Here is a 14084-nt window from a genome sequence, read left to right on the forward strand (position 1 = left end):
TCAGATCCTCTCTCTTACTAAGGGTTCACAAGAAACACGAAACACAAACTTCACTTCTTCTTTGTCGTGAGCAAACCCAACGTGTTGCCTTTCACGACAACAATCGTCGAGCCGTCAATCAGCTGAATTGCGTCACCTTCGGAAACGGCGTCGACCGTTCCTTCTCGAACTACCGGATCTCCTCCTTTCTTCCAAATCATCAACCCGTCATCCGCCGAGAACAAGATTGTTCCCTTTAGATATGCGGCCTGATTGATTACCCCGGAAAACTGCGCGGATTGCACAACATCGGTTAAGACCTCAAATCGATCAACCAATGTTACTTGCTTGCCACGTGTGTTTTCCAGTACCCGAAACACCACTAATTCACTTTTGTCGAAAGCGGCAACGTGCTGGCGTTGTTGAAAATACCCGCGCGGAATGCCTTGGACGGCAATCTTTTTTCGCGCGAAACCCTGCAACACCGACCATTCATAGACGCCGCTCGCGTAGGCCATAATCACCAGACCAGCCAGACATTCTCCCAACCAAGTGGCACCAATCGGCATTCCTTGCACAACTGGTTTATATACCCAGTTGCCAACGATGGATTGCCAACGCATCACCTGCGCACCGACGCAACGATGGAAGAATTCACCGACACCAAACGACGGTTTTCCCAGAAAATTGTTCGTCGTCGTCGTTTCAATTTTTTCTCCAGAATGATTGAAAATTTGGACGCTTTCAGAATCCGCCACCACCACCAGTTCTTTTCCGATAGCAACGGAATAATCCGCACCACTTTGAATTTCGAACTGAAGGAAGTTTTCTTTTTCGACTTTTCCGCTTTCACTCAACACACTCAATCTGAAACGCTTTCCTTCACGCACTACCATGAGAACTTGTCTTGCGACAATCGCAGTAGCGACGATCGGATAACGCGTCTTGAAGATGTCGGGAGTATATTGCACTGCAAACACTCCTACCGGTTGAGGCATAAACACCTGTTTTTGACAAAACGGACACTTGGCACGCGCGAACTCGTTGTGGCAATGGGGGCACTCTTGGAACTTGAGCTCAAACATCCAGTCGGGCAGAGATTTCTCCGCTCTTTTCATCTGGACTAACTCTTGCTCCAAGAGTTGCAACGCTTCATCCGGCAGAATTTCAATCGGCAAGGCGTTGCCGATCGTTTCCGCCTTCGGATGAAAGCGGGACAATCCCGCCAGAACCCGTTCGGGAATATCCATCCCCGTCGTGGCTTTCTTAAACCATTGACCGGCCGCCCGAAATGGGTGACCACCGCGCGTTATCCCCGTGATATAGTGGATACGTAATGACCACTCGTCATCTTCCGGCAGAAATGGCACCAACCCAGCAGCCAAATCACGGTTGTAAAGCCGTGGCGCGCCGTAGGCAAAATGAATCTCCCTGCCATTGAAACCGGGAACTTGGTAAGAATCGGCGTCACAGCCCAAGACCTTCCCAAACTGTGAAAAGTGAAACATGGCATTGCCGGGATTGAAATCGCAAATAACCAATCCGGCCACGTGAATCAGGTTTTTCAGGGCGTTCAATCCCTTAAGAACTTTCAGCGCGCGACTTGGCGTGATCAATTGCCTCGCCCAAAATTGCGGCGAGTAAAGTTCGGCTAACGCCCCATACCCTTTTGGCATCAGTTCCATGATGAAACCTTGAAAGACATCTTGCCTATCGGTAATCACTTTTTCCGGTGGCAAAATTTCCTTAGGCAAATTCATGGTGACCATCCGCGGAATCTTCTGCGCCCTTACCTCCCGCATCGTTTCTTTATCCGGATCACCATCGTAAACGAAAATCTTCGCCGCTTTCGGTTTTCCTTGAACATCACAGCGATAGACACTCGCCATCGCCCCCTGTCCGAGCATTTCTTTCAGCTGAACAGGTTTTCCGTCAACGTAAACGATATCGCTCATTAAGTCACCTCTCTTTCAATAAAAACACCGCTGATATCATCATCAAAAATCACCGATCCGTCCGGCATCGTATTTTTTTTCACCAACAGACGCGCCAAATCGTCCACCTCTTCGGGATGATAAACGTTCCACGCATCATCACTCGACAAGATAGTTAGATCCTCGTCCTCTCGTCGGTTGTTGAGATCCAACAGCCAAGTTTCAAACTTGCGCCACTTCCAACGCCCAAACGGATTAGCCGGCGCATGATGCCAAGGCCAACCATCGGTCGTAACTCCCAACTTTTGAAAATTCGGTGGCACACGAATTACTTTGGAATGTAGATCGGCTGGATCGCCAGGGTATTCCTGACCCTTGATCGCCAACATGTAACCCAAATAGGGCGGCATGTCATTGTAGTCAAAGATGCTTAATTTCCCGTCCAAGGAAACTTTTGCATCACCACGAACCAAAACCAATCCTCCTTCATCTTCATGCACACAAACCCCCAGAACGGTTGCTTGATACATTTCTGCAATCGCGGCATAAACCAAGTAGTTATCCGACTCCATCAGATCAACTGCACGGTCGTAAACCGTAAGTTCCGACAGAAATTGTGCTCCACCCGGATAAGCGGCAATGGCATTCATCAGATATCGCTGTAACAACCGGTCGTAGGCGCCGGGAAAAATATCCCAGGACACACCCAGTTTGACCAGTTGCCACATCGCCTGCGTGGCGGCATGACACAGCTGCGCCGCACCGGCCTCACTTTTACTGCTTGCAGAACAACCATCGGCAACAGAGGCGACGATCATTTTGTCGCGCCGAAAGGAAAAAACCATATCCTGGCAGTTCTTTCGGCGATTGTAATGCGTCGGACCAGGTTTTGCCGCCGAACCACACCATACTCTTCCCATTTTGTCACTCCTTGTACTTATTATCTAGAATCGCAAGTTGTCAAAACAACCAACCAAACCGCACCCTTTTGACCCTACGAGGATCATCCGGAGCAAGGGGTAAAGGTATATCACATCTATAATTCTTGTCAAGCAAAAAATCGGCTTGTTTTGACACATCAAAACGGCCATACTGACCGCTAATATGAATAATATTATTGATGCTCAAAATGGCGACGAGACGGCATTTGCTGAATTGGTTAAACAAAACTTGCCACTAATTTACCGCTACATATTTCGATTAACGGGAAACGTGGCCACGGCCGAGGATTTAACCCAAGAAACATTCGTGCGCGTTTGGAAAAACTTGTCGCGTTTTGACACCAAAAAACCTTTTCGCCCGTGGCTTTACCGCATTGCGCGCAACTGCGCTTTCGATTTCTTGCGCAAGAAAAATACCGTGCCGTTTTCTTATTTGTCGGAGCAGGAGCAACTAAAATTGGGAACCCTGCCGGACAATAGTACTTCTCCGGCCGATGCACGCGATAGCACTTCGCAAATCGTTTTGTTGACAACAGATACAACCTACGAAAAGACGACAACCGCCACACAAGGTGATTTTCAAACAAGTGCCTCGGTAGTAATAAACGGCAAATCCAATCCGGATGGTTCAGTCACCGCCACATCCGTCCAAACCGCGCCGGCAAATTTAGGACAAGGTCAAAATCAAGGTCGACTAATAAGTCAGTAAATATCTAAACAGAAAAAGTGTCAACTACTGTTGACACTTTAAAAAAATACCCCTAAAATACGAACACATCCCCCTGGGATCGTCCCCGAGTGATGTGTTCGTTTCTCTCGAGAACTTCAGAAGGGAGTCTCTCATGCAACGGTTTTTGGTTGTAGTGGCGTCGATGATTTTTTTTGTCTCAATCATTTCGGCCGGCAACGCGTTTGGCGATGCTTTCCGGCTTGGTTGCGGATGCGGACGCGGAGCCGACCCGTCGGTTTGCGTGGCCACCACGACACCGCCCACCACGCACGAAGTTGCCCAAGTGGCCGTTCCCAAGCAACCCAACGCCGGTTGCGCGGGAAAAGCGTGTAAGCAACGCCTCGGATCGCGATTGGCGGCTCGCCTCCGACATCGCTAGACGCCTGATGTCTGCGACCCGGCACGTTTTCGTACTACCAAGTACGGAAACGTGCTCTTTTTTAATCCCCATTAACGTCTTCCTGATCACACGCAATAGTGGGATAGTTTCAGTAAAGCGATATTCCTTTAAGCCATTTTTACCACATCGGAGGTACCACTTCCGGGATCGGATTAGTAACTGTGAATAATTTTCAATATATTGCTTGAAAGACTTTCAAATTCTTCTTTAGATTTTTCAATGTTTTCTTTTGTTCCCTGATGATGATCCGCAACCTGCGCGGGGTCCAAGTTGAAAATAGCCGTCCCAATCTCCTGACACTTTGATGGAATTCTTCCATAATCCTGAACAGTTTGTAATGGATTTCTCCAACTACTCTCCACAAGCCCGTTCCGGCAATGCTTTTCCGACAAATATTCTCTCACCTTGCCGGGAATTTTCTGCATCCACGCACGATGATCGGCGATTGGCTGTTCACCATAAACATTATATGAATTGACAATATAACCGATAAAAAGAGGGTCGCCCTGCAAAACAAATTTCGTTTCAGTGTTTCCGGCCAGTGCCTTCGCGCTATTCCTCCAATTTATTTTCCACTTTTCATAAACGATACCAAGATTTTCAATTCCCTGAACACTGAAAGCATCAGGCAACACCGGAACAACGAAATAATCCGCGCCAAGCAAAATCATTTGATTAAGCAAACCCAAACTTGGCGAAGTATCAATCACAAAAACATCAACTTGATCGCTTAATCCTTTTTCCCTCAAAAAACGATCAATCGCGCTTGTCTGAAAATATCCTATTTGCTGACCGGATGCCGCTTGGCCATAGGCAGTGATTAATAAACCCTCATAAACAGACAAATTCAAGTCCCCTTTCAATAAAAACAAGTTAGAATTTTCCCTAACTCGCAAAAATTGCACGCCAAGATTGATATCGGAACCACCCTCGACCACACCTTTTAATACGTCAAAAATTGTCTTTTCATCTCCCGAAAAAAGATTCTTAACGTAAAACTCCTCGCCCATCGCAAGACGACTAAGATTGCACTGCGGATCCAAATCGATCAACACTGTCTTATAACCTTTTTCCGCAAAAGCTACCGCACAATTATAGGCAAGGGTTGTTTTTCCTACACCGCCTTTATTGTTGGAAAAAATTACTTTTTTCGACCGCGGAAACTTCATAATTGCATTATGCCAGATGCGTCAAATATATCAAAATCAAAACAACTACACAAACAAAAAACCATTTGCCAAAGCCTGCTTTACACATTACACCATAGCTATGACTTTACTCTCGCCTGATATTATTAATCGCTCCGCAAAGAAATACTTTGATTACGCCATTTTTCGCCGTGGCGAGGATTATTTTCAACGCGGACGGGTAAAAAATATCGATTTTGAGATTAGCGAGGATGACAAAACAGTACTGGTGACCGCGAAAGTCCGCGGTTCAAGAAGCTATGAATCTTCCGTAACGTTCAACGCGGAAAGCGGTGAAATTTTAGACGCAACATGCACTTGCCCATATGATGACGCCTGCAAACATTGCGTTGCGACCGCACTGGCATTTGCCGAAAAAACCGCAATTACGAAGGTTTCGGGAGTAAACGAAGTAATAGTTAAAACGGCGTTGAAAAATATGGGCATTTCCGTCGAAAAAATGCCCGCGGATTTATTAAACCGCATTTTGGATTACCAAGAAGAAACCCAAAAACAACCACGTTTATTTGCGGTTCCGAAAAAGGTTTTGATGCCAAAAATACCTAAACCACCTCAACCGAAAAAGTTTTTTATCAAGCTTTCTCATTATCCTTATTATGCTCCAAGTTTATACAACGAAGATAACCCCCACCAACCCGCCAGTTTAAAAAGAACACTGGATTTACCACAAATAACGACAGCGCAATGTGAACTGCTTTTACTTATTCAGGAGGGAAATTTCCAACAATACTCCTCCGCTCAACCGGACTACGGCAAATTATTGCCACTTCTTGCCAAGGCGGAATTCCCTGTTTATCGCGAAAACATTTATACCGAAGATACGCAACTTGATATTGTTATTGATCCGTCGCCCTTGCAGGCAACACTAAAACATTATTCCGTACGCCAACAAATCGATAAAACAAAAGTACGGCACGACTTCTACCTGGAAATGCCCGCCAAATATTGGAAAACTGACGAATCTTTTTACGGCAATCCATTTTTAGCAAATAATGATTGCGCCATTCGCGACACCGGAACAACTCTTGAACTGCATCGGCTTTCTCCGCTGTTGGCAAAATTAATTGCCCGAGCTCGTCGCGATTATTATAGTGAAAGCAGTAAAATCACACCGCCGGTATGTACCGCAGAACTAACCGGAGATGAGGTGGCACAATATGAACAACTTACCGCCGATGTACAGCAGTTTTTGAAACTTTCCGCACCACTTCCGCCCCTTTCCGTTCACGTAGAAAAAAATACGCCCCGTCCGGTTTTTTTGGCGCACTTTAATAATGCGGAACAAGAAATAAACGTAGCGCCCGCCATCGACTACGGATTTTACCAACAAGATATTTCAAAAGACATATATTTAAGTAGACGAAAATACGATAGCGGACTAAAACGAGTGGCACCATGGGAACACCCCGGTACACATATCGTTGATGTCAAAGATAACATAATTCATGTTGCGGAAATAAATGCTGATCTGGAAATTAACTTGTTTTCGGAAATCATGAAGAAAAACACTGAACTGGGTTTTTCTGAAAAATTAAGATGCAAAAAAATAGGAACCAAACCGCTTGAAAACTACCTGCGCGACGGTTGGCCCAAAGTATTGGCGTATGCCAATGAAAAAGGCTACGGAATAATTTTTACGCAAGATACACTACCAACGGAAGAAGAAATTTTTCGCGCCGATTTTGCGTCACAAATAAACGCTGACAATGATTGGCTTTATTTCGATTTAAAGTGTTATTGCGGAGAAGAAAAAGTTACCCTAGAAAAACTACTTGAGTTCTTAAACAGTGGACAAAAATATTGGAAAAAAGATGACGGCACACTGGTAAACGTCGCCAACCGTGAGGAGCTGGAACGACTGGCGCGACTACTGGAAAGTTTTCACGCTAAAGAAAACGGCGGTTTCGAAGGGCGCCTGCACCACGCGGCGGAACTGGAATACGTGATGACCAGCTCACCCCACTACAATGCCGTTCGCGAAGAAAGCTTCAATAGTTTTATCCAACAACTCCATCGGGGAAAACCCGTCAAAAAAGTCCGCCTTTCCAACAACCTCAACGCCATTTTGCGACCTTATCAAAAAGAAGGAATTGAATGGCTCTATTTTCTGCGTTCTTTCCGTTTTGCGGGAATCCTGGCGGACGATATGGGTTTAGGAAAAACCTTGCAAACGCTTGTCGTTATCGACCGCGAAAAAATTTCCGGCACCCCGTCTCTGGTAATTTGCCCAAAAACCTTGTTATACAATTGGCAAGCGGAAGCGAAGAAATTTTTCCCCTCACTTAAAACACTGGTTTATGATGGTACGCCTACGGAACGCAAGGAAAAAATAAAACTAATCAAAAATAACGATTTGGTCATCACCGGCTACGCGACAATAAAAAGAGATTTTGACGAAATTAATCGGGAAAAAATTCGCTTCAATTACGCGATCCTGGACGAGGCGCAATTCATTAAAAATCACGCCACCAAGTCCGCGCAAGTGGTGAAAAAGATTGATGCCGGATATCGCCTGGCGCTAACCGGGACGCCGCTGGAAAACAGCGTATCGGAAATTTGGTCGATTTATGATTTTTTGATGCCCGGTTTCTTGGGTAACTACAAAAATTTTGCCGAGAATTTTCACAGGCCGATTATGGATCACGGCGACCGCGAAGCACTAGAACACTTGCGAAAGAAAGTGGAAAAATTTATGTTGCGTCGTACCAAAACGGAAGTACTGAAGGAATTGCCACCGAAGATAGAACAAGAAACCCAATGCCATTTAAGCGACGCGCAAAACATTTTATATCAACAAATTCTTTCCCAAGTGCGAAACGATATTTTTAAAACAGTCAAAACGAAAGGTTTTAATAACGCGCAAATCCACATTCTGGCCGGACTGACAAAATTACGACAAGTTTGCAACCATCCGGCACTCCTGATTAAAGAAAAGGATTTTCGCAAATACGAATCAGCAAAGCTGGAGATGTGCTTAGAGCTGGTAAACGAAGTGGTTGAGGGAAAACGTAAATTGTTGATTTTTAGTCAATTCACCAAAATGCTGGATATTATTTCCGCCAGTTTAAAAGACACTAACACACCTCATCTTTATCTATCAGGAAAAACAAAAGACCGCCAAACACTGGTAGACCGATTCAACAACGATCCCGCTTTCCCCGTATTTCTGATCAGTTTAAAAGCGGGGGGAGTGGGCCTAAACCTAACCTCTGCCGATACGGTGATTATTTTCGACCCATGGTGGAACCCAAGTGTGGAAAACCAAGCCATCGACCGCACCCACCGGATTGGGCAAACAAAAACCGTTAACGTCTATCGCCTTCTCACATCGGGAACAATCGAAGAAAAAATTCAAGCGTTAAAACAAAAAAAACAGCGTTTATTTAACGCAATGGTCAGCCAAAGTGGCGACACCTTCAAAAAACTAACTTGGAATGACGTTAAACAATTGTTTGAGTAGTAGAATATTATTCCTCGACACACTAACCCAAATCCACCTCCAAAGAAGTTTAAGGCAACTAAATATAAAAAAGTCGACTATTGACACTATTCATTTTTCCTATACACTGTTGGCTTGGGTTGGATTGGCCAATCCTAAAAATGTTCTCTCTCAATGAAGGGCTGCTATGAAAAAATTCTTTCTTCCCATTTTACTAGTTGTGGTTTCTCTTGTTGCATACAATCTAGGCCGCACACTAGGTGTCACCAAAAACAACGCAACAGCGGACCAACAAAACATCGACGAAACGTCGCAACTGGACGGCCACCACACCAAAGATTTGGTAATGCATTGCATGGACTTCCGGTTTCAGGGGATGGAACACCGCTTTACCTGTGACACTTGCGGTCGAAAAGCGGATAAACTTTCCTGGCCCGGTGCCGTCAAAATCCTCAATTCCGACAACCCTGCACTTAAAGAAGAAGCACTTGACGCAATCAAGACTGCCATTGAAAAACATGGCATAGAGATAATCCACCTCATTAATCATCTTGATTGCGGAGGATACGGCGGATCGACGAAACACGCGGACACTGGCGCGGAAAAACAGTTTCACGCCGACGAACTAACGCGAGCGGGAAACACCATCCATGAAAGATTTAAGACGCTAGTTGTCCGAAAATACATTGCCTCCCGTCAGGGCATTGAAGAATTGGCACCATGACGTTAGTCTCGCGTGCCATAACCCCGTTGTTGTAATCAAAATGACAACGGTTTTTTTATTTTTGTAGTATGCTCAAGCGTATGAACAAACCAAAGACAATTCTTTTCCTTTGCACCGGCAATTACTTTCGTAGCCGATTCGCGGAATATTACTTTAATTACTTTGCGCAAGATTTACCATGGAAAGCAGAATCTAGAGGATTAGCGCTGTTCACTTACAATAATGTGGGACCTATTTCCTCGTACACTGAACGCGAATTATCCAGATTGGGGATCCCCGCAAATAATCCTCGTTTTCCAATTTCCGCCAAAGAAGAAGATTTTGAAAAAGCGGATAAAATCATCGCGCTTAGCAAATCGGAACATGAACCGATGATTTTGAAAAATTTTTCAAAATGGAAAGATCAAGTAATTTATTGGGACATCGGCGACATTGACATGATGTCGTTAAACGACGCCTTTCCGATGATGGAAAAACGACTGCGGGAATTAATCGAATCGTTGCGATAAATTTTACCTCTTACTTTAGGGGTAACCCCTAAAGTAAGAAAGAATGATCCTTAAAAACTTTACTTTATTATCGACCGCGATAGTAATTATTTTTCTTAGGTGGGTAATTGCCGCGCGGATTAGTTTGCGCGTTATTATGTGGGGTAAAACGGCGTTGTTGCGGAAAACTGCGTGGTTCAACAGGATGTGTCACCGCGCGCGCCGCCGGTAATACTGGCAACGGTTTTACAATCAAAGGCAAACGAATCAAACGTTCGATGAGACGCACTTTGCCACGCTGATCGGCAGTAATAAACGTAATCGCTTTTCCTTCGCGACCGGCTCTACCGGTACGACCAATTCGATGAACATAATTCCCCGGATCATCCGGTAAATCATAATTTACCACCAACTGAATATCTTCCACATCAATACCGCGCGCGGCAATATCCGTTGCCACCAATACGCGATGCTGACCTTTTTTAAATCCTTCCAGCGCAGACTTACGACGAGCCAAAGTTAAATTGGAATGAATCTCGGCCGCGCCGTGACCCATATCACGCACCGCGCGAGCGATTCTTTTAGCGCCATGCTTTGTGCGGGAAAAAACCAAAACCGTGCCGGAATGATCAGCCAAAACTTTATCCAACAACCGATTTTTCTGTTCTTTACCAATCACAAACAAATGATGATCAATGTGCGCGCCTACAGTTCCTTGCTTGGAAATTTCAATTCTCACTGGGTTGCGCATGTGCCCCATCGTTATCTTTTCAATTTCCGGTGGCATGGTGGCGGAGAAAAGCATCGTTTGACGATTGTTTGGAACACTTGTAAGAATACGCTTAATTTGCGGGGCAAAACCCATATCAAACATATGATCGGCTTCATCCAAAACCAACACGCCAACATTATGAAGATTAAGAATACGTTGATCAAGGTGATCGATAATACGCCCCGGCGTACCAACAATGACATGTGGAATACGACGAATGTCGCCGATTTGTTTACTCATCGACGCACCACCGATTAAAAGCGCCTTGCGTAAACCAAAACCACGGCCAACCGCGTCGAGCGTTTCTTCTACCTGCATGGCCAACTCACGCGTTGGCAAGATAATTAACGCTTGTTTTTTACTGGCAGAAATTTGTTGTAAAAGTGGCAACACGAACGCGAGTGTTTTGCCTGTACCGGTTTCGGCAATACCAACCACGTCTTTACCTAAAACCGCAACCGGAATAGCTTCCGCCTGAATGCGTGTTGGGGTAACAAATTTAAGTTGTGCCAATACGGCTAAAAGTCTCGGTGATAAACCAAGATTACTGAAATCTAATTTCTTCTCTTCTGGACTTCCTTGTAACATAAAGTATTTAATGGTGACCCAATCCTTCCCTGGTCATTATGTCCACAAGGCCGAGTCTATTAACCGCGAAATAGCGGTTTTTGATTAAGGCCTTAATAATATATTAAATCAAATATTTTGTCAAGTTTATATACAGTAACCGCTCACAGGTTAAGGTTTTTGTAGCGATCACGTCGAAGGTGGTGCACACTTGCACTTCCTTCGACGTGAACGACGGTTTGTGCCGACACTAACCTTTCATCTCATCCACTTCCGAAGAAGTACCTCGGCACCACTTCGAAAGTGAGCGCGACGATTCGATATTTTCCTCAACCTGTGAGCGCGTACCGTAAAAGTGCTATCTTTCCCACTCATCAACTTCCGGATGAAAATCAACTTGATACGGCGGAATACCAAGCGAAATTCCATATTCTTTTGCCTCGTCATATTGCGCTTTACTCGTCCGATCGATTCTAAAAACTTTATCCCGAAAGATAATATAGTGCGTTGTTTCATTTTTAAAATCGGCGTACCACGAATGTTCCGTTTCCAAAGCTTTCGCCAAATCGTTCGCAACCGCCTCGGCTTCCGCTTCCTTAATTTCAACCGTGTGCAAAGTCCACTGTTTCAGCCAGGGTGTTTGGTGTTCATCAACAACCAGCTCAACCTCTGTACTCAAAATTTTAACGTGTTTCAAAACGTCTCTATTTTCCAAACTTTCTTCGATTATTACGCCTTGATAGCTCATTTTACTTTGAAAAAAAATAAGTACTAAACTTCAAAAAAATAAAGTTACCTGAATGCTTCATCCTCAAATATCGAAATCGTTACGGTTTCTTTTCCATCCCCTGCAACCCCGAAATCAATACGCGCAATTTTACCCAATTGCGATGTGTCTTCTTTGGTGTAATCGCGAATCTCTTGCATTCTCTGTCTCTCCGTTTTTTTCAATGCCTGCTCCATTCCAAAATGTTTTGCACCCACATATACACTGCATACTGGATTGACAACACCTGCCTTAGTCAGACTCTTCGCAACCGTTTCCGCTTTTTGTGCCATTACCTTATTCCGTAATTCTATCGTAAAATCTTTATTTAATTCAGGGTGCGCTTTGTCGTTAAAACTAATTAAATTGCGCTCGGATTTTCTTGCCAACGAAGATTCCCCAGAGACAGACCCATCCGCATTTGATGGGATCAGTCTTTCCGCAATCGGCGTCATAAAATACGTCGCGACCAAACCCTTAGTAGCCACTTTTAAAAATTGCCTTCGATTCATTTTTTGTTTAACAATGTCTCTTCCCACACTTAGCGTCAAAACTACTCCCAATAACGCTTCCAGCTGAGATCCTAAACCAGCGGTCAACTGTTCCTCGTTAATCGCCTGACTCTTATATGTCAATGGGAGATCAACCATAAATATCGGTTTCTTTGTTTTTTTCGCCTCTGCAACAATAGCCCTATATTGCCGCCCCCCTTTTTCATCTTTTTCAATAAAATCCAAATACATTTCCACCCCAGAATTGGAAAAAAGCGCCCTTTGCTCAAGTAGTATCGCATCCGCCTCGCGCATCGTTTCCGGATCATTTGCAATCGTATGGTCAGAATAAACCAGGTCAAACAAACCATTGTCGGTTTTTATTCTCACGACACGATCATCTTCCGGACTATTTATTTCCTCATTGTCGGAGGCACCAATACTGGGACCTCTTTCCATGGAAACCATATTTTCATTATAGCGCACTCACTATACTAAACCACCCAAAAAAAACACTCCCTCGAAGAAGCTAATTATATCTGTACTTCCACCCTGGTTGCCACTTCCATGGCGCAACAACAGCATCTAAAAGCGATACGCCTTTAATCCAATACTCCAAGCCATATTGTGTCGCCCGGTGGCCAATGATCATGACTTTTTTTCCTTCATAATCTCTCTTCAAATCAGCCAGAAAGCTTTTCATCCGTTCTGCCGCTTGTTCGTAACTTTCGCCATTGGAGAACGGCGCACTAATCCTTTTGGGCTTTTCGTCATGCACAAAATCGCTCGGTTTTTGCGTATAGTCTCCATAATCGCATTCGCGCAAGCGTTTGTCTTTGATTATCTTGAAGCCCCGATCCGCGAAAGCAATTTCGGCAGTTTTGTAGGAGCGTTGAAGGTCCGAACAAAAAATAGCATCAAAATTTTTATCCGCATAACGCGCACCAAGTTCGTGCGATTGTTTTTTTCCCAACTCTGACAACGCCACATCATTATGCCCCGAGGACAAATTATTTTCATTATCAAGGGTGGTGGAGTGTGCTTCAAAAATTATTGTGATCATTTTATTATATTACCGATTTGAGAAACCCTTGACAAGAAGGCCTCATTGTGTATACTGCGAATACAACAAGGAGCGAGGACACCTCCCGTTAGGAGGGGTTCTCAAAAGGAACTTACTCGTAAACCTGACCGCCCACTAGCTGGGCGGTGAGTTTGTATAAAATTAGCGTATCTCCACGCCGAATAACCGCGCAATATCCATAATTTGATCCGTGCCGATAATCATTCCTGTTAGATTTTCCGCTTGGGTTTTTATCCCGTGAATTTGCGAAGTGCGAAAATCCACTTCGTTGCAATTGGTGTTAGCAAATTGCGAATTACTCAAATCACTTTCTGCAAAATTAATGTTTCGCAATTTGCCATTCAAAAAATCCGCCTCGCGCAGATCGCAGTTTTCAAACGCGACATTCTTAAGCGACGCAAAACGAAAATTTGATAAAATAAACTCAACTACCCTCGACTAAAGTCGAGGGGTTGAGACGGCTAGAACGCTGAAGCGTTCTTTCGACGCGGACTATCCCATTTCTAATGGACCATGGTGAATAATCTCTCCGTCTTGCTGTTCGATATACGCCTGGATCAT

General features: G+C 44.5%; 13 protein-coding genes. 5 read left to right on the forward strand and 8 right to left on the reverse strand.

The genetic code is table 11. The features are described from left to right. Positions 1-50: 50 nt before the first annotated feature. Entirely contained in the window at positions 51-1934 is a 1884-nt protein-coding gene (locus Q7S57_05030) for a serine/threonine-protein kinase (GenBank protein MDO8512614.1), read from the reverse strand. Continuing rightward, positions 1934-2833, reverse strand: coding sequence for a protein phosphatase 2C domain-containing protein (locus Q7S57_05035; GenBank protein ID MDO8512615.1), 900 nt, complete (start codon positions 2831-2833; stop codon positions 1934-1936). The genes Q7S57_05030 and Q7S57_05035 overlap by 1 nt, the downstream gene beginning before the upstream one ends. Positions 2834-3017: 184 nt before the next feature. Between Q7S57_05035 and Q7S57_05040 the strand changes: the two genes are divergently transcribed. Both Q7S57_05040 and Q7S57_05045 read left to right on the forward strand, forming a co-directional pair. Then, positions 3018-3563: a sigma-70 family RNA polymerase sigma factor gene (locus Q7S57_05040; GenBank protein MDO8512616.1), complete on the forward strand. Its 546-nt coding sequence runs from the start codon at positions 3018-3020 to the stop codon at positions 3561-3563. Between the two features lie 133 nt (positions 3564-3696). Then, complete coding sequence (locus tag Q7S57_05045) at positions 3697-3963, forward strand: hypothetical protein (GenBank protein MDO8512617.1); 267 nt, start codon at positions 3697-3699, stop codon at positions 3961-3963. A gap of 173 nt (positions 3964-4136) precedes the next feature. Here Q7S57_05045 and Q7S57_05050 read toward each other — a convergent pair whose 3' ends face one another. Next, positions 4137-5153: an AAA family ATPase gene (locus tag Q7S57_05050; GenBank protein MDO8512618.1), complete on the reverse strand. Its 1017-nt coding sequence runs from the start codon at positions 5151-5153 to the stop codon at positions 4137-4139. Positions 5154-5253: 100 nt separating this feature from the next. Here Q7S57_05050 and Q7S57_05055 point away from each other — a divergent pair, with 100 nt between their 5' ends. The 3 genes from Q7S57_05055 to Q7S57_05065 all read left to right on the forward strand — a co-directional run bounded on the left by Q7S57_05055 (position 5254) and on the right by Q7S57_05065 (position 9864). Then, positions 5254-8652, forward strand: coding sequence for a DEAD/DEAH box helicase (locus Q7S57_05055; protein MDO8512619.1), 3399 nt, complete (start codon positions 5254-5256; stop codon positions 8650-8652). Between the two features lie 166 nt (positions 8653-8818). After that, positions 8819-9355 carry a hypothetical protein gene (locus Q7S57_05060; protein MDO8512620.1) on the forward strand — a complete coding sequence of 179 codons (537 nt, stop codon included), beginning with the start codon at positions 8819-8821 and terminating at the stop codon, positions 9353-9355. A gap of 80 nt (positions 9356-9435) precedes the next feature. Beyond that, entirely contained in the window at positions 9436-9864 is a 429-nt protein-coding gene (locus Q7S57_05065; GenBank protein MDO8512621.1) for a low molecular weight phosphatase family protein, read from the forward strand. Positions 9865-9931: 67 nt separating this feature from the next. Here Q7S57_05065 and Q7S57_05070 read toward each other — a convergent pair whose 3' ends face one another. The 5 genes from Q7S57_05070 to Q7S57_05090 form a co-directional block, all read right to left on the reverse strand. Next, a complete protein-coding gene (locus tag Q7S57_05070; GenBank protein MDO8512622.1) occupies positions 9932-11203 on the reverse strand; it encodes a DEAD/DEAH box helicase in 1272 nt (423 codons plus the stop codon). A 337-nt stretch (positions 11204-11540) separates the two neighbouring features. Beyond that, the gene (locus Q7S57_05075; GenBank protein MDO8512623.1) at positions 11541-11930 is read right to left on the reverse strand and encodes a hypothetical protein; all 390 of its coding nucleotides are present in this window, start codon (positions 11928-11930) and stop codon (positions 11541-11543) included. Between the two features lie 44 nt (positions 11931-11974). Continuing rightward, the gene (locus tag Q7S57_05080) at positions 11975-12907 is read right to left on the reverse strand and encodes a hypothetical protein (protein ID MDO8512624.1); all 933 of its coding nucleotides are present in this window, start codon (positions 12905-12907) and stop codon (positions 11975-11977) included. Positions 12908-12968: 61 nt separating this feature from the next. After that, positions 12969-13502, reverse strand: a complete 534-nt coding sequence (locus Q7S57_05085) for a histidine phosphatase family protein (protein ID MDO8512625.1) — start codon at positions 13500-13502, stop codon at positions 12969-12971. Between the two features lie 162 nt (positions 13503-13664). Next, complete coding sequence (locus Q7S57_05090; GenBank protein MDO8512626.1) at positions 13665-13943, reverse strand: pentapeptide repeat-containing protein; 279 nt, start codon at positions 13941-13943, stop codon at positions 13665-13667. Between the last annotated feature and the right edge of the window lie 141 nt (positions 13944-14084).

Source organism: bacterium, assembly GCA_030647555.1.
Classification (GTDB): Bacteria; Patescibacteriota; Andersenbacteria; order UBA10190; family CAIZMI01; genus CAIZMI01.